The following is a 17010-nucleotide window of genomic DNA, read 5'->3' as shown; positions in this document are numbered from 1 at the left end:
CCGCCCCGCACAGGGGCGACGTGTGAAGCAAGCTAACGTAACGCGGATGCCAGCGCGAAGCCCAAACCAAGCCAAGCCAAACCCAAACCCAAACCCAAACCCAAACCTACGACAACGCAATCAACCCATCCCTCGCGACAGAAACCCCAACAACCGTGCCACGAGCAAGCTCAACCCTCCCAGGCACATCAACCACGATCACCTCAGGCGCCGCATCGCGAATAGTGAGCCGCGTGCGCTCACCCAAAAAAGCAGCACCCTGAACCACCCCTCGCAACTGCGCAGCAGAAAGCTCAGAAATCCACGCATCTTCAGGCCGGAAAAACACCTCATCGCCGTCAGGCGTGACGCGCGTAGCATACGTCGGCGGCAATGGAATAGCGCCACCCGTCGTGGCAAGCATTCCATCCCGCGCCTGCCCCGCCACGCGATTAATAGTCCCCACAAACTGCGCAACATTCCGGTTCGCTGGCCGGTAATAGATATCCCGCGGCGTCCCGATCTGCTCGATGCGCCCCGCGCTCATCACCACGATGCGATCGCCCAGTTCCATCGCCTCAGCCTGATCGTGCGTCACATATATCGTCGTCATCCCAAGCTCGCGCAGCAGCGCATTCATCTCGCCGCGCAACGTGTCGCGCAAACGCGCATCGAGCGCAGTCAGCGGCTCGTCGAGCAACAACACCCGCGGCTGCGGCGCAAGCGCCCGCGCCAGTGCGACACGCTGCCGCTGGCCGCCGGACAGTTGATCGATCGGTTTGTCAGCATGACCGGTGAGCCGCATCATCGAAAGCAACTCGTCCACCCGCTGCCGCGCCTCGTCCGCCGCCACGCGCTTGATCTTCAAACCATAGTGAATGTTGCCGCGCACGGTCAGATTCGGAAACAGCGCGTAACTCTGGAACACCATGCCGACCTGGCGTTTCTCGATGGGCAACGCCGTGACATCCTCGTCGCCAAACGCAACGCGCCCGCCTGTATCCGGCTGTTCGAGACCGGCAATCATGCGTAACGTCGTCGTCTTGCCGCAACCCGAAGGTCCAAGCAAGACCAGCGTCTCGCCCGCGCCAATCGACAGATCGAGCGGCTCGAGCACGCGCGTGCCGCGAAACGTCTTCGCGCAGCGCGTCAGTGTGATGGGAATGGAAGCGAGTTTCATGGCTGGTCTTCTGATGACGAGGTATCGACGGCGCGTGCCTTCTTCTGCCGCGTGTTGCGCTGACCCGTCGCATCGACGCCGAGCCATTGCATCGCGACGAGCAGCGGCATCGTCATGATGAAAAAGAGAATGGTGTAAGCGCTGCCGATCTCGATGCGCAGCGAAGCATAGGTATCGGCGAGACCCACGGGCAGCGTTTTCGTCTCGGGCGTGTGCAGCATCCACGTGAGATTGAATTCGCCGATCGACAGCGTGACCACAGCCAGCGCGCCCGCCACGATGCCGGGCCGCACGTTCGGCAGCACGATCGTGATGAAGCGCTGAAAGAAGCTCGCGCCGAGGCTCGCGGCGCCTTCTTCGAGCGTGCGCAACCCGGCACTCGCGCACACGGCGGCGACGGCGCGCACCATGAACGGCAGCGTGAACACCACATGCCCGACGACGATGAACGCGGCGCTCGTGCGGAACATCGTGAAGCCGCCATACACGACCAGCAGCGCGAGCGCGGACGCGAGGCCGGGCAAGGCGATCGGCAGCACGAGAAATTCTTCGATGATGCGCGAGAGACGCGTCTCGCTGCGCGCCAGCACGTAGCCGGCGGGCACGCCTGTCAGCAGCGTGATGACGAGCGTCGCGAGCGCGATTTCAAGCGACAGGAACACGGACCCGTGATACTGCGTCCACACTTCGCCGAGCCAGCGCAACGTGAGACCGCTTGCGATGCCCTGAAAATAGTTCACCGTCAGGCCCGCGACAATCGACATCACGACGGGCACGATCAGAAACGCGCACAACAGCAGCGTGACGAGCCATTGACCCGCCGCGAGCCACGCGCGCAGCGAAGGCAGGGTGAACACGCGCTTGTGCTGCATCTGAGGCGTGTTCGTGGTTTGAGCAACGGAATTCATGCGAGTGTCTTCATTCGACATGGAAAGGAATCGGCACGATCAGTCCAATCATGCCGTCGCGGCCACGGCCGAGCCGGTGACGCTGCGCGCGACGTACAGCACGCCCCACGTGACGGCCCCGAGCACGATCGACAGTCCCGCCGCCGTCACCATGTTCGCGTTGAGCGTGAACTCGGTGTAGATGGTCATGGGCAGCACGTCGATGTCGGTGGCGAGCGTGAACGCGGTGCCGAACGCGCCCATCGCCGTCGCGAAGCACACGGCGCCCGCCGCGATCAGACCGGGCGAGAGCGCGGGCAGCACGATGTCGCGCATGATCCGCCACGGCGACGCGCCTAGCGAGCGCGCGGCTTCTTCGAGCGACGCATCCAGCTTGGTCGCCGACGCCATCACCGTGACGATCACGCGCGGAATCGAGAAATACAGGTAGCCGATAAAGAGACCCGTCATCGAATACGCGAAGACCCACTTGTCGCCCGTGAGCTTGAGCGACAGCGCGCCGATCAAACCCTGACGGCCCGCCAGCATGATCACCATGAAGCCGACCACCACGCCCGGAAACGCGAGTGGAAACGTCAGCAGCGCGAGCAGCGTGCGCTTGCCGTGAAACTCGCGGCGCGCGAGCAGCAGACCCGAGATCACCGAGAGCGCTAGCGTCGTCGCCGTCACGGCCGCCGACAGCACGACCGTCGCGAACAGGCTCTTCATGTAGCGCGCGTTGGCGAGCATCGCGCCATATGTCTTCAGCAGATGACCGTCGGCGCTGACCTGCACGAGCGCCGTCATCGGCAGCAGCCAGAAGGCGATGAACACGGCGAGCGCCGGCGCGATCAACGCGATGCGCCAGCGCAGCGGGAACGTGATGTCGTTCAATGCATCACCTGCAGATACTGCTCGCCGAAGGCCTGCTGCTTCTCGGCCATCTTTGCGAAGTCGACGGCACGCGCGCGCGCATAGTCGCTGGCGGGCAGGAACTTCGAAGCGGCATCGGCCGTCATCGTGCCGGCGCGCACGGGGCGCAGATACGCGTTCGCCCACAGCTTCTGGCCTTCGTCCGACAACACGAAATCAAGCACCTTCCTGCCGTTCGCGTCGTGCGGCGCACCCTTCACGAGGCTCATCACGTAGGGCACTTCGATCGTGCCTTCTTTCGGAATCACGAACTCGACGTTCGCGTGATCCTTGTACTTCGCGCGGTACGCGTCGAAGTCGTAGTCGAGCAGGATGGGAATCTCACCCGACAGCACGCGGGCATAGGCCGTCTGCTTCGGCACGATCGGCTGGTTGGCCTTCAGCTTCGCGAACCAGTCGAGGCCTGGCTTGAAGTTGTCGAAGCTGCCGCCCAGCGCCTGATTCACGGCAACGGCGCCCGCATAGCCGACGAAGGCGCTCGACGGATCGAGGTAGCCGATCATGCCCTTGTACTCGGGCTTCAGCAGGTCGGCCCACGAGCGCGGCACGGGCTTGCCTTCGAGTGCGTCCTTGTTGACGAAAAAGCCCAGCGTGCCCGAGTGGATCGCGAACCAGTAGCCTTGCGGGTCTTTCAGGTTGGCGGGAATGTCGTTCCAGTGCGCGGGCTTGTACGGCGCGATCACGCCCTTCTCCTTCGCCTGGAAGGCCGACGACACGCCCAGATAAACGACGTCCGCCACCGGGCTCTTCTGCTCGGCCATCAATTGCGCGATCGACTGGCCGGAATTCTTGTTGTCGAACGGCACGTGCACGCCCGTCTTTTGCTGGATGGCGTTGATTTGACTCGCCCAGTCGGCCCATTCGGGCGGGCAGTTGTAGCAGATCGCGGTTTCTTCGGCGTGCGCGAGTTGCGGTGCAGCCAGCGTCAGCACGAACGACGATGCGACCAATGCGGCGCGCGCCACGCGCAACGCTGCAATAGCGATGGAGGAACGGCAGTTCACGACAGATCTCCGGAAGTGGAAAAGGTTGGTTTTTGAAGCGGATCAGGCCGTCGAGCGGACGATGCGGCTCGACCGTGCGCCCGACGTGTCGCAGATCGCCGCGATCGTCGCGCCCTCGCGCAGCGTGTGAGGCAAGGTCTGCGACAGCGACGGCGCGTGCAGCGCGTCGTCGACACGGGACGGCTGCGAGCCGTCGACACGCGCGATCAGCCGCCGCCACGCCGCGCAGCCGATCTCGCGGTTCGGCGCACACACGCTAGCGAGCGGCGGCGACAGCAGTTCGCCCATCGCGAGGCCGTCGAAGCCGAGAATCGACATGTCGCCGGGCAGTTGCAGACGCGCGCGGCGCAGGCCGCGCATCACCACCATCGCCAGCAGATCGTTCGAGCAGAAGAGGGCCGTCGGACGGTTCGGGCCCGTCGTCAGATGGTTGAGCACAGCGGGCGCGAGCTCGTCCGCGTTGAAATCGATTTCGAGCGCGGGCGCGGGGGCGAGGCCCGCCTGCTGCATCGCCTGCGTGTAGCCGAGATGGCGCAGCCGCGCGCGGTCCGACGCGGCGAGCGTGCCTGCCAGCATCAGAATGCGGCGATGGCCGTGCGCGATCAGCATGCGCACGCCGTCGTAGGCGGCTTGCCGGTTGTCGACGGACACGGAGGGGCGGCGCACGGTGTCGTTGTGCATCAGCACGTACAGCATGCCGTCGCGGTCCAGTTCGTCCAGCAGCGGGTGGGTGTCGGCGTCGGCCACCGTCAGGATCAGGCCTTCGACGCGCTGTGCGCGCAGCGTTTCGATGGCGTGGCGTTCGCGGTCGGCGTCGTATTGCGTGGTCATCAGCATCAGCCGGTAGCCTTGCGCGGACGCCAGTTCGTCGATGCCTTGCAGGCATTCGGCGAACACGGGATTGGCGAGCGTCGGCAGCACCACGCCGATCAGGCGCGAGCGCTCGCCGCGCAACTGGCGGCCGAGCGGGCTCGGGCGGAAGTGGAGGGCGTCGATCGACTGACGCACTTTTTCGAGGGTCACGGGGTTGACCGTGTGCGGCGCGTTGATCGCGCGCGAGACGGTCGCGATCGAAAAGCCCGCATGCGCGGCGACATCCTTGATCGTAGGCGTCATCGTTGGGTTCCCGTCAGCGTGTGCCGCGCGCCGCGTCGAGGGGCGTGCGTCGTTGTAAACGTTTTCGTGGGTCGGATTATCGGGAACGTTTGTGACGGGTCGATGAAGGCGCGTCGGATCGCGGACGGGCGAAACTGGGATTCGCGCCGGTTTGGTCAGGTTGCGGCGCGATGGTAGAATCGCGTCCGCCCTGCCGGGGTGATGAAATTGGTAAACATAGCGGACTTAAAGCATTGAGTGCCCAGCCGGAAACGGCCGGTGCAGAACCCTTCAAATTCGGCGAAACCCCTGAATGCACGCGTCCAGACTCGTGCGACGAGGCAACGCCGAGCCAAGCCCGTTTTCTTTCCTGCCGATGCGGGACGGAAGGCGCGGAAGGTGTAGAGACTAGACGGGGGGCGCCTTAGGCGATGGGCGTGCAATACGCGCATCGCGATGGCGAAGGCATAGTCCAGCGCACGAACGTTTGCTTTTCTGGTTGAAGCAGACGGCGTCGAAAGACGTAGTGTGACGAAAATCCGCCGCTTAACAGCTTGCCGGTTCGAGTCCGGTCCCCGGCACCACCCATTCTCCCAACTTTCTCGCCAGCTCGACATGACGACGCTCGCGAGGACCAGCGGTCACAACAATCTGAGATTCCTACAGGAGCGCTACCTACGGGGCGACGCCGGAGCAGATTGCGGCGCCTCCGTGATGGTGTCCTGGCACGTCTGCCCGTTATGGACGGCGCCTGTTCGAACTGACCAGGGGCGCGGTGGATGAGGAGACTTCGCATGGTGCGAGTGGTCCTCGCCCGCCAATGCACACGACACGCCCGACTTCTCTAACGTTGCGCTCGTCGCCGGTCATGATGAGTTTTGCACCGTAGTAGTCGCCAACGCGACAAACGGTTGGCTGCGTGACAGTGCCGAACTCAAAGCCGCGCGAACATGCCGCCGCCTTTCGGGCTAGTCCGGATCACGGGCAGATCACCCTCGGCTTCCAGGATCGATTGCAGCCGTGCGATATATTCGGAGAGCTTCATTCGCGCCCCTCACGCCTGCCACTGGGCAGTGCGTGTATGTTATCTGCTCGCTATTTCGTTTTCCGCTTCATTCGTCGTCTGGCCGATGGCGCATACCCAACATACGCCAACTACGTGAGGCGTGCCTGCACTTGCCGCAGTTACGTAGGAGAAAACAGGTACGACGGGCCGATCACATCCGGCGATGACGTCTCACCGGGAAAGAAACGGAAAGGTACGACAACTTGCCTGTAAAATTCCGCATTGTTCCGGGGAATATATGAAGAAACTTGACAACCTTACCGCGCTCCGTTTTTTCGCGGCTGCTTCGATCGTCATCGAGCACAGCAGAGCCGGTTTCAGGTCGATGGACTGGATTCCGCATTTTCATTATGACTTCGGTGTCAGTTTCTTCTTCGTCCTGTCGGGATTTATTCTCTGTTACACGTACCGTGATTTTGATAAGGCCGGAAGTTTGCGAAACTTCTATGTTGCTCGCATAGCGCGAATCTGGCCATTACATCTGTTTATGATCGGCGCATTTCTGGTTCTCCTGCCGGCAGCGCAATGGTTCAATCCCGGAACCGAAGGCGATCACGCGGCAATACTGTTGACGAATGTCTTCCTGATTCAATCGTGGATTCCAATTTTCGCCTTCTACTTCGGGCTTAACGCGGTTTCATGGAGTATCTCGACGGAAGCATTTTTCTATTTGGTTTTTCCAGTCTTGCGGCATCGCTGGACAAGAACATGGCACTGGAAAACGCTATCGATATTGATTGTCGCATTTGGAGTTTTGGCAATCGCAACCGAAAGAGGCATCGCTCCCATCGATGTTCAAAAACCCTTGGCCTTTTCCGCCGAAGGCATCGGCTATATCTCCCCTTTCGTTCGCATAGTCGAGTTCGTACTCGGCATGTTGGCGGCGAACGCCTACGATGCGCTCAGGAAGCGGAAACTGCCGGGCGGCCTCATCGAATGGACTGCGATGGAAATAGGTGCTGTCGCTTTGGTGATACTGATCAACCAGTGGACGGGGCACGATCCAGGCCCATCTGCGTGGACTGTTTTCACCGTCGAATGTACGGCTGCACCAGCCTTTCTCGTTGTGGTGCTGGTGTTCGCCTTTAACAAGGGAATGATCTCCAGGGCAATTTCTCTTCGGCCATTGGTCATTCTCGGAGAAGCCAGTTTCGCGTTGTACCTGTCGCATCAGTTGCTCTACAGGTTGTTCGATGGTCACCGGTCCATGTTTACCGCTCCAGATATCGTGCTGTGCGCGGGTTACTGGATGGCCGCATTGATCGTCTCGTTGGCGCTGTGGTCGCTCATCGAGACCCCTGCGCGGGACAGGATCAGGAAGATCGCATCGAGACCTTCTTCAGCGGGTGCTGCGATCAACTGATGTGACAGGGATAAGAGCGACGGGTGACCGGTCGCATTCCGATCAGTGCATTGCGGACCTTGCGCACGTCATGATGGCTCCGTTCCAGCCCGGCCGTGTGCCGCGCCCAACATAAGCGCCCAACATAAGCGGCCAATAAACGGCCAATAAACGGCCAATAAACGGCCAATAAACGGCCAATAAACGGCCAATAGGCGGCCCACAGCACCCAGCCATCGCCATCCCCCGCCCATTCGTCTACAGTATCCCGCTGAGACCAACCCCAACGGGAGAAAGCAGCATGCAACTAATCGGCATGATGGATTCGCCGTATGTCCGGCGCGTCGCTATTTCACTCGCGATGCTCGGCCTGCCGTTCGAGCACAAGAGCGTATCGGTGTTCCGGCACTTCGACACGTTCGCGACGATCAATCCCGTGGTCAAGGCGCCGACCTTCATCGCCGACGACGGCACGCTGCTGATCGATTCGTCGCTGATCCTCGATTATCTGGAGCATCTAAGCCCGCCCGACAGGCGCCTGATGCCCGCCGCCCCAGGTGAGCGCCTGAAGGCACTGAACCTGATCGGCTTCGCGCTCGCCGCCTGCGAAAAGGCGATGCAAAACGTCTACGAGCTGAACCTGCGTCCCGCCGAGCGCCAGCATCAACCGTGGATCGAGCGTGTCCAGACGCAGCTGTTCGCCGCATACGACCATCTGGAGACGGCCATCGCGGGCCGCGAAGGAAACGGCTGGCTGCTCGGCGACCGTCTGATGCAGCCGGACATCACGCTGGCCGTCACGTGGCGATTCCAGCAGTTCATGCTGCCCGATCTCGTCGATCCCGCGCGTTACCCGGCGCTGGCCGCCTTCTCGAAGCGTGCCGAAGCGTTGCCGGAATTCGTCGCCACGCCGCTCGAATGACCGTGCTTTTGTGGCTCGGGAAAGGCCCGCACGACTGGCTACACCGGGCCCAAAACCATACGGCGCAAGGCGTTGCGGGATTGTTCTGCTCCGTCGACAACTATCTTCGCGATTAGCTCATTTATCCCTAACACTTCGCTCTCTACAATCCACCCATCGAAACTTGTATGCAGACAGACGCCGTGCCCGATACGCGGCGTCATTGATGGGAGTGGTAGCCATGAGAGCGATCATCGAACGACAGCTTTATCACCCGGCAGTGGTGCTGCCGATGGTGTCGCTCATCCAGATCATGGTGCAGGTCGACTTCAATCTGAGCCAGGCGGGTTTCGTCGTCGCGACGAACGGTGCACGCGCCGCGCTGCAACGCTCGCGCGAACTGATCTGCTCGCTGCATCATTGCGATGCATGATTCGCACGGCATGATGCGCTGAATGACATCCTGACCACCCGCGATCCACCATCGGGACTCACCACTTCGAGAAACACACGGCAGGCGTAAGATGTCCGACTCGCACACGCGATTCGGGAGATCTGCCATGCCACAGCATTTCGACGCCATCGTGATCGGCACGGGACAGGGCGGCTCGCCGCTCGCCGTGCGTCTTGCGGAAAACGGCCGCAAGACGGCCGTCATCGAACGCGACAAGTTCGGCGGGACTTGTGTGAACGTCGGCTGTACGCCGACCAAGGCCTACGTGGCGAGCGCGCGCACTGCGCACGTCGCACGCCGCGCGGCCGATTACGGTGTGCAGATTGCGGGCGATGTCAGCGTCGATCTGGCGCAGGTGAAGGCGCGCAAGGACAAGATCATCGGCCAGTCGCGCGACGGCGTCGAAAAGTGGCTGCGCAATACGAGCAATGTCACCGTCTTCAAAGGCCATGCGCGTTTCACCGGCGCGCATGCGCTCACCGTCACCGATCCCGAAAGCGGCAACGTGCTGGCCGAACTGCAGGCCGACGAAATCTTCATCAACACCGGTACGCGCGCCGTCATCCCAAAGCTCGAAGGACTCGAGCGCGTCCGTTATCAAACGAATTCGACGCTGCTCGATCTGACTGAATTGCCTGAACATCTGGCCATCGTCGGCGGCAGTTATATCGCGCTCGAATTCGCGCAGGTGTTCCGCCGCTTCGGCAGCCGCGTGACGGTGATCGTGCGTGGCGATCGCGTGCTTGCGCGCGAGGACGAAGACTTCGCTCGCAATGTGCAGAAAGTGCTCACGCGCGAGGGCATCGAATTCCGCTTCGGCGCCGAGCCCTCGCGTGTCGAGCCGTTGCACGAGAGCGGCGACGGCGTGCGCGTGTTCTTCGGCGCCGATGCCGCGCCGCTCGAAGCATCGCATCTGCTGTTCGCAACAGGCCGCCGCCCGAACACCGACGATCTCGGTCTCGACGCGGCCGGCGTCAATGTCGATAAGCACGGCACGATTCCCGTCGACGGCCAGTTGCGCACCAACGTGCCCGGCGTGTGGGCGATCGGCGACGCGAACGGGCGCGGCGCGTTCACGCATACGTCTTACGACGATTATCAGATCGTGTCGGCGAATCTGTTCGACGGCGGCAAGCGCAGCGTCGACGACCGGATCATGGCGTATGCCGTGTTCGTCGATCCGCCGCTCGCGCGCGTCGGCATGTCCGAGCACGAGGTGCGCGCGAGCGGCCGCGACGCCCTGATCGCGACGATGCCGATGACCCGCGTCGGCCGGGCACGCGAGAAGGGCGAGACGGACGGCTTCATGAAAGTGCTGGTCGACAATGCGTCGAAGCAGATACTCGGTGCGACGATCTATGGCGTCGACGGCGACGAAGCGATTCACACGTTCATCGACATCATGACGGCGCGCGCGCCATACACCACGCTGCAGTTCGCGATGCATATCCACCCGACGATCAGCGAACTGGTCCCAACGCTGCTCGACGGCCTTGCACCGCTGAAGTGAGGTAGCCGAACATGCAACTGCAAACGGGCAATCTGTTCAGCGGAGAAGCGAAGCGCGACGGCGAAGAGCGAATCGACATGCTCGTTACGGGACAACGCCTGAACGTGGAGCGCATCGTGTCGATGGGGCATACGAGTCCCGATGGCTTCTGGTACGACGACTCGCGCGCCGAATGGGTGGTGCTGCTGTCGGGCGCGGCCGTGTTGGAATTCGAAGAAGACGCGACGCTGCACGACATGCGTCCCGGCGACTATGTGCTGATCGACCCGCATTGCCGGCATCGGGTTGCATGGACGCACGAGGCGGAGCAGACCGTCTGGCTCGCGATCTATTACGAACCATGAACCTTGCATCGAAACAGGCGGCGCATGTGACCATCATCGACAGCCCGGGCTGTGATCGCGGATAATCGGCAGCGGCGACTAGCGCAGGCGTACGGCCTCGCTTGCGTCGATGACAAATCAATCCGCAACAGGAACCGGGCAGATGGGTAAAGGACGAATCGAAGCCTTCAGCGATGGCGTGATCGCAATCATCATCACGATCATGGTCCTCGAACTCAAAGTGCCGGAGGGCTTCGATCTCGAAGCGCTGCGCCCCGTGATCCCCGTCTTTCTCGCCTATGTGCTGAGCTTTCTCTACGTCGGCATCTACTGGAACAACCATCATCACATGTTCCATGCCGTGCAGAGGGTGACGGGCGGCGTGTTGTGGGCGAACCTGCATCTGCTGTTCTGGCTGTCGCTGATGCCCGCCATTACCCACTGGATCGGCGAAAGCCATCTGGCCGCGTGGCCGACCGCGCTATACGGCCTCGATCTCTTCATGTGCGCGATTGCGTACTTCATTCTGGCGCATGTGCTGATCCGTTATCACGGCCCGGACTCGACGCTGGCGCGGGCGCTCGGCCGTGACCGCAAGGGCAAGCTGTCCGTCGTGATCTATCTGTCAGGCGTGGTGTTCGCGTTTATCGCGCCGTGGGTATCGGTGGCGCTCTATACGTTCTGCGCATTGATGTGGCTCGTGCCCGACAGCCGCATCGAACAGCTCGTCAAGGAATAGCCGATGCTCGCGCTCAAGCTCGCGCTCGTGCCCGGCTTTCTCGCCGGGCTGACGATGGCGGGGCGCGTGTGGGGACCGTCGGTGGCGGGCTGGCTGGCGGGATTGCCCGTCGTCGCCGGGCCGATCGTCTTGCTGCTCGCGATGGAGCGCGGCACGGCGTTCGCGGCGCAGGCGTCGGCGGCATCGATTGCGGCCATTGCCGCGTCGGAGGCATTCAATTTCGCGTACGCATGGACGTGCCGTTTCGCTCGCTGGCCTGTGGCGCTGGGCGCGGGTCTTGTCGCGTGGGCGCTGATCGCCGTGCTGCTCACCCACTTGCCGGCAAGTCTTGCATGGTCGCTGGCGGCGGCGTGTGTGGCCGTGGCTGTCTCGCAAGCCGGGTTGCCCCGCGTCGAAGGTGCGGTGCCGGCGGCACGCGTCGGTGTCATCGATCTCGCGTTGCGCATGCTCGCGGGCGCACTGCTGACGCTTGCCGTGACGACGCTCTCCGCCTCGTTGGGCGCGGCGTGGAGCGGTATGCTGTCCGTCTTCCCGTTACTCGGCATCGTGCTTGCGGTGTCGGCGCAACGCGCGCATGGCGCGAGCTTCGTTGGGCTGCTGATGCGCGGGATGGTGATCGGACGAGCGTCGTTCGCGGCGTTCTTCGCCGTTGTCGCGCTGACGCTGCCGACGCTCGGCATGCTGTCCGCGTTCGCATGCGGCGCCGTCGTGTCGGTGCTGGTGCAAGGTGCGACGAAGCGGCTGCTTGCGATGTCGCGCAAGCCGCGCGCGCCGCTGGGTGCGCTCGATTGAGATTCTCCAGGAACGCACGATGACGACGCGCCGCACGCAATCTTGCCGTATCGGCCTGATTTCGGACACGCACAATCTCGTGCGTCCCGAGGCGCTGGCGTGGCTCGCGGGATGCGATGCAATCGTTCGCGGGCGACATCTGCAATCAGGCGGTGCTCGATGCGCTCGCGGCCATTGCGCCGTTGACGGTCGTGCGCGGCAACAACGACACGGGCGCCTGGGCTGCGTCGATTCCGGCACACGCGACGCTCGACGTGCAACAGGTCAAGATCTTCGTCGTTCACGATATCGCCGATGTGCCGCGCAATCTGCATGAAGAGGGCGTGCGCGTCGTCGTGACAGGGCATTCGCACAAGCCGCTGATCGCCGGGCGCGACGGCGTGCTGTTCGTCAATCCGGGCAGCGCGGGGCCGCGCCGTTTCAAGCTGCCGATCTCAGCGGGCATGCTGACGATCGACGGCGGCCATGTCCAGGCCACGCTGCAGACGCTGACGCCATAAAAAAACGGGTCAGCCGAAGCTGACCCGTTCCAGTGCAATAGTGCAATGCGTTGCGCTGCTTATGCGCGCGCCGTCACGGCGGCTGCATATGCTTCGTCGAGTTCCTCGGCTTCACGCTCGCCGCGCAGCACGGCGTGCGCTTCGGCGCGGGTCGCGACGCACGGGCCCGAGCCGAGCAGCGGCTTGCGAGCCGTTTCGCGCAGCGCAAGCACCGATACGATACCGATGATCGACGCGCCCATCAGATAGTATGCGGGCATCATCAGATTGCCGGTGCGATCGACCAGCCATGCCGTCACCAGCGGTGTCGTGCCGCCGAACAGCGACACCGACACGTTGAAGCCGATTGCCAGCGCGCCATAGCGGATCTTCGTCGGGAAGAGGGCGGGCAGCGACGACGGCATCACGCCCGTGAACGTCGACAGCAGCGCGCCGAGAATCAGCAGGCCGCTGAACACGGGCAGCACCGTGCCCATGCGGATCAGCAGCAGCGCCGGAATCGACAGTACGAACAGGCCCACGCAGCCGAGCAGCATGACGGGCTTGCGGCCGATCCTGTCCGACAGGTGGCCTGCGTAGAGCGTCATCGGCATCATCAGCACCATCACGAGCAGCACGAGGAACAGACCGTGCGATTCGTTGAAGTGCAGTGTCGCCGACAGATAGCTCGGCAGATACGAGAGCGCCATGTAGTCGGTGACGTTGAAGATCAGCACGAGGCCGACGCACAGCAGCAACGGCTTCCATTGCTGCGCGAGCAGTTCCATGAAGCTCTGCTTCGGACGCGACATCTCGTCGGCTTCGCGTGCTTCCGCTTCCTTCTTGAACGCGGGCGTTTCTTCGAGCTTCATCCGGATATACAGGCCCACGAGACCCAGCGGACCGGCGATGAAGAACGGCACACGCCAGCCCCACGACAGCAGTGCTTCCTGCGACAGCGTCGCCGTCAGCACGGCAACCGTGCCCGCACCGAGGATATAGCCGACCAGCGTGCCGAATTCGAGGAAGCTGCCCGCAAAGCCGCGACGGCGATCCGTCGCAAACTCGGCGATAAAGGTAGCGGCGCCGCCATACTCGCCGCCCGTCGAAAAGCCCTGCACGAGACGTGCGACGAGCAGCAGCGCGGGCGCGAGAATGCCGATCGAGCCGTAACTCGGAATCAGGCCGATCGCGAAGGTGCCGACGGCCATCATGATCATCGTCATCGCGAGCACGCGTTGGCGGCCGATGCGGTCGCCGAGCGGGCCGAACACCATGCCGCCGATCGGGCGCACGAGGAACGCCGCGGCGAACGTGCCGAAGGTCGCGATCAATTGCGCGGACGGGCTGCTCGACGGGAAGAACACTTTGCCGAGCGTGACGGCGATATAGCTGTACACGCCGAAGTCGAACCATTCCATGGCGTTGCCGAGCGCCATGGCGCCGACGGCACGTTTGAGAAGCGAATTGTCGACGACGGTAATGTCGTCGAGAGTCAGGCTGTTGTCTTTGTTGTTATGTCGCCAGAAACCGTTGCTGGAAGCGGTCAAGGTACAAGCTCCTATGACTGCGGCCGAACGCAAAAAGCGCTCCGCCACGGATTGCTGGAAAGTGCAGTTTCGCGAGCGGTCGATGCGAACAGGCGTAGCGCCTCGCACGGACCACGCAAAGGCGACCTGCGCAGCGGTGTATGAGCACCTTGCGCAGAAAAAGTAACGCCCGTGCATCGCGAAGGTCGTCGCGAAATTGCACTTGTTAGTTGCTGCTAAACGTTGGTACCCACGTGGCCTTGCAGGGGGGCAGATACCGGAGGACATCCACGCACGCGGTGCGCTGATGCCGCTTGAAAAGGCTTGAAACGAAAAAGGCCGGCGAGGCGTCGCTCTGGATCGCGCCGATCGGACCGACGCGACTTGCAACGAAACAACCGACAAGCCTTCTTGTATAAAAACAATTCAATCCGAACCGGGCACGCACGGCGGCCAAGGTGCAAACTGAACGCGAATGAAGGGTTAATGCTGTTAGAACGAAGAACATGATAGCACGATAAGCGAGGATCGTGCAAACCGCTGGTCCGGCGCGGGCCGGGTGGGGGCGCGCAATCCGTTGCCTGGCGGGGGATTGCGGGAATTCGGCGGGTGCAGAAAAAGCAGCTCGGGATTAACGGTTTCGTTCAATTTTCCGGTCAAGGCGGAGCGGCCCGGCAGCCGGAAACAGGCGAAAAAAATCCGCGCACCGGGCGCGGATTTTTCATCGTCTGTTGCGAACGGCAGCGACGAGCGCTCAGCCTTCCGAAGGCGGGACGTAGCCTGTTGCCTGATCGGCGCCTTCGCCGAAGAAGAACTTCTCCGTCTGCTTCATCAGATACTGGCGCGCGCGCGGGTCGGCCATGTTCAGGCGGTTTTCGTTGATCAGCATGGTCTGCTGCTTGAGCCATTGCTGCCATGCTTCCTTCGAAACGCTCTCGTAGATCCGTTTGCCGAGTTCGCCCGGCAGTGGCGGGAAATCGAGACCTTCGGCTTCCTTGCCGAGCTTCGTGCATTGAACCATGCGAGTCATGCTGTGCTTCTCCTGTAATCGATGGGTACGGCGTCGCGCTATTGTGCGCGCTCAGAGCTGTTTCATCAGCACGAGCGACTTGCGCTGCCAGTTGTAGAGGCGGCGGCGGTCTTCGGGCAGGTCGTCGACCGTGACCTTCACGAAGCCGCGCTTGAGAAACCAGTGTTCGGTGCGCGTCGTCAGCACGAAGATACGCGTCAGCCCGCGTGCCCGCGCGCGCTGTTCGATGCGCTTGAGCAGCCGTTCGCCGTCGCCCGAGCCTTGAGCTTCGGGGGAGACCGTCAGGCACGCCATCTCGCCGATGCGCTCGGCCGGATACGGATACAGCGCCGCGCAGCCGAACAGCACGCCATCGTGCTCGATTACCGAGAAATGGTCGATGTCGCGCTCGATCTGGTGACGCCCGCGCCGCACCAGCGTACCGTCGCTTTCGAGCGGCTCGATCAGCGTGAGAATGCCGCCGACGTCGTCCGGCGTCGCTTCGCGCAGGCTTTCGAGGTTCTCGTACGAGATCATCGTGCCGACGCCATCGTGCAGGAACAGTTCCAGCAGCAGGCTGCCGTCGAGCGCGTACGGAATGATGTGCGAACGCGCGACGCCGCCACGGCAGGCGCGAATGGAGTGCTTCAGATAGAAACCGGCGTCGCCTGTCACCGCGCCGCTTTCGTGCAGGCGGTACGCGTCGTCCAGCGACAGTTCGCGGACCAGCGCGCCTTCTTCGTCGAGCAGGCCTTCCGTTTCGGTGAGGAACACGATCTTGTCGGCGCGCAGCGCGATCGAGGCAGCCGAGGCCACGTCTTCCATCGACAGATTGAACGCTTCGCCCGTCGGCGAGAAGCCGAGCGGCGACAGCAGCACGATCTTGCCGCTCGCGAGCGAATGGCGGATCGACTCGGCATCGATCTTGCGCACTACGCCCGTATGCTGAAAATCGACCCCGTCGAGAATGCCGACAGGCCGCGCCGTCACGAAGTTGCCCGACACCACGCTGATGTGCGCGTGCGCCATCGGCGTGTTCGGCAAGCCCTGGCTGATCGCGGCCTCGATGTCGAGACGCACTTCGCCCGCCGCTTCCTTCGCGGATTCGAGCGCCCTCGCATTGGTGATGCGCATGCCGTGCGAAAACTCGGACTCGACGCCGTGCAGGCTCATTTGCTCTTCCACTTGCGGACGCGAGCCATGCACGAGCACGATCTGGATACCCATGGCCTGCAACAGCGCGATGTCGGACACCAGCGCGTTGAGCAGCCCTTGATGCACGACCTCGCCGCCGAAGCCCACCACGAATGTCTTGTTTCGGAACGCGTGGATATACGGCGCGACCGATCGCATCCAGTCGACGAATTGCGCGTGCTGCAGCAGGGCTTCCGAGTCGCCGGACGATGCCGGTGAAGGAACGGGCGAGGGGACGAGGTCGGTTTGGGAATTCATGCCCCGGATTATAATGCGCCCCCATGTCGAATGTACCCAAAAGCTCCGCTGGAGCCGATACGAAAAACGCGGCTGGCGCTGCCGCGAAAGATGCCGCGAGCCCCGCGCCGAGCGGCCATCAGGATGCGGCACGCGACGCGCGCGGCGACCCCTCGCGTCGTGACGTTTCCGTGAATGTTGCGAATGCGCCGCGTCCGGGCGTTTCGGCGCAGGGTGATGCGACCAGACAGCAAGGCGCAGACGCGGCGAAAAGCGGTGCGCGCGGGCAGCAGAACAGCGCGCCGAACCGGCCACGGGAGCCGCAGGGCAAGCGTGGGCCGGATCAGGCGGGCGGCG

The 17010-nt window shown here is 62.8% G+C and carries 15 protein-coding genes and 2 pseudogenes; 9 read left to right on the top strand and 8 right to left on the bottom strand.

Features of this window, described 5'->3' with window-relative positions; all coding sequences use genetic code 11:
- Window positions 1-106 precede the first annotated feature (106 nt).
- From KFO72_RS37235 to KFO72_RS37215, 5 genes are read right to left on the bottom strand one after another with little or no spacing between them, the layout of a single operon-like run.
- On the bottom strand, window positions 107-1159 hold the full coding sequence (locus KFO72_RS37235; RefSeq protein ID WP_107203398.1) for an ABC transporter ATP-binding protein: 1053 nt from the start codon (window positions 1157-1159) through the stop codon (window positions 107-109).
- Complete coding sequence (locus KFO72_RS37230) at window positions 1156-2067, bottom strand: ABC transporter permease (protein ID WP_405083820.1); 912 nt, start codon at window positions 2065-2067, stop codon at window positions 1156-1158. Before KFO72_RS37230 ends, KFO72_RS37235 begins: the two co-directional genes overlap by 4 nt.
- A 48-nt stretch (window positions 2068-2115) precedes the next feature.
- Window positions 2116-2940, bottom strand: a complete 825-nt coding sequence (locus tag KFO72_RS37225) for an ABC transporter permease (RefSeq protein ID WP_054934338.1) — start codon at window positions 2938-2940, stop codon at window positions 2116-2118.
- A complete protein-coding gene (locus KFO72_RS37220; protein ID WP_225034177.1) occupies window positions 2937-3983 on the bottom strand; it encodes an ABC transporter substrate-binding protein in 1047 nt (348 codons plus the stop codon). The genes KFO72_RS37225 and KFO72_RS37220 overlap by 4 nt, the downstream gene beginning before the upstream one ends.
- Before the next feature lie 42 nt (window positions 3984-4025).
- Window positions 4026-5099, bottom strand: coding sequence for a LacI family DNA-binding transcriptional regulator (locus tag KFO72_RS37215; protein ID WP_225034176.1), 1074 nt, complete (start codon window positions 5097-5099; stop codon window positions 4026-4028).
- A gap of 1283 nt (window positions 5100-6382) precedes the next feature.
- On the opposite strand from KFO72_RS37215, the gene KFO72_RS37210 reads away from it, so the two are divergent.
- From KFO72_RS37210 to KFO72_RS37175, 8 genes and pseudogenes are all read left to right on the top strand, one after another.
- Window positions 6383-7507: an acyltransferase family protein gene (locus KFO72_RS37210; protein ID WP_224102613.1), complete on the top strand. Its 1125-nt coding sequence runs from the start codon at window positions 6383-6385 to the stop codon at window positions 7505-7507.
- Between the two features lie 280 nt (window positions 7508-7787).
- On the top strand, window positions 7788-8408 hold the full coding sequence (locus tag KFO72_RS37205; RefSeq protein WP_054934342.1) for a glutathione S-transferase: 621 nt from the start codon (window positions 7788-7790) through the stop codon (window positions 8406-8408).
- Window positions 8409-8628: 220 nt separating this feature from the next.
- Window positions 8629-8820 (top strand): hypothetical protein, encoded by a 192-nt coding sequence (locus KFO72_RS37200; protein WP_007585578.1) that lies wholly within the window; start codon window positions 8629-8631, stop codon window positions 8818-8820.
- 127 nt (window positions 8821-8947) lie between these two features.
- The gene (locus tag KFO72_RS37195) at window positions 8948-10351 is read left to right on the top strand and encodes an FAD-containing oxidoreductase (RefSeq protein WP_225034175.1); all 1404 of its coding nucleotides are present in this window, start codon (window positions 8948-8950) and stop codon (window positions 10349-10351) included.
- Window positions 10352-10362: 11 nt separating this feature from the next.
- Window positions 10363-10695 carry a cupin domain-containing protein gene (locus KFO72_RS37190; RefSeq protein ID WP_054934344.1) on the top strand — a complete coding sequence of 111 codons (333 nt, stop codon included), beginning with the start codon at window positions 10363-10365 and terminating at the stop codon, window positions 10693-10695.
- Between the two features lie 142 nt (window positions 10696-10837).
- Window positions 10838-11413 (top strand): TMEM175 family protein, encoded by a 576-nt coding sequence (locus KFO72_RS37185; protein ID WP_054934345.1) that lies wholly within the window; start codon window positions 10838-10840, stop codon window positions 11411-11413.
- A 3-nt stretch (window positions 11414-11416) separates the two neighbouring features.
- Entirely contained in the window at window positions 11417-12205 is a 789-nt protein-coding gene (locus KFO72_RS37180; RefSeq protein ID WP_225034174.1) for a hypothetical protein, read from the top strand.
- Window positions 12206-12224: 19 nt separating this feature from the next.
- Window positions 12225-12705 (top strand): annotated as a pseudogene (locus KFO72_RS37175) (metallophosphoesterase family protein).
- Window positions 12706-12764: 59 nt separating this feature from the next.
- Here KFO72_RS37175 and proP read toward each other — a convergent pair.
- The 3 genes from proP to argA all read right to left on the bottom strand — a co-directional run bounded on the left by proP (window position 12765) and on the right by argA (window position 16674).
- Window positions 12765-14234, bottom strand: coding sequence for a glycine betaine/L-proline transporter ProP (gene proP / locus KFO72_RS37170; RefSeq protein ID WP_225034173.1), 1470 nt, complete (start codon window positions 14232-14234; stop codon window positions 12765-12767).
- Window positions 14235-14967: 733 nt separating this feature from the next.
- The gene (locus KFO72_RS37165) at window positions 14968-15243 is read right to left on the bottom strand and encodes an oxidative damage protection protein (protein ID WP_035990557.1); all 276 of its coding nucleotides are present in this window, start codon (window positions 15241-15243) and stop codon (window positions 14968-14970) included.
- Between the two features lie 51 nt (window positions 15244-15294).
- A complete protein-coding gene (gene argA, locus KFO72_RS37160) occupies window positions 15295-16674 on the bottom strand; it encodes an amino-acid N-acetyltransferase (protein WP_054934348.1) in 1380 nt (459 codons plus the stop codon).
- Between the two features lie 23 nt (window positions 16675-16697).
- On the opposite strand from argA, the pseudogene KFO72_RS37155 reads away from it, so the two are divergent.
- Window positions 16698-17010 (top strand): annotated as a pseudogene (locus KFO72_RS37155) (hypothetical protein); the annotation flags it as partial.

Origin of the sequence: Paraburkholderia sp. XV (genome assembly GCF_020177535.1) — a bacterium.
GTDB classification, from domain to species: Bacteria; Pseudomonadota; Gammaproteobacteria; order Burkholderiales; family Burkholderiaceae; genus Paraburkholderia; species Paraburkholderia caribensis.
Note: the sequence above shows the minus strand (reverse complement) of the source record. Positions and strands in the feature narration are given on the sequence as shown.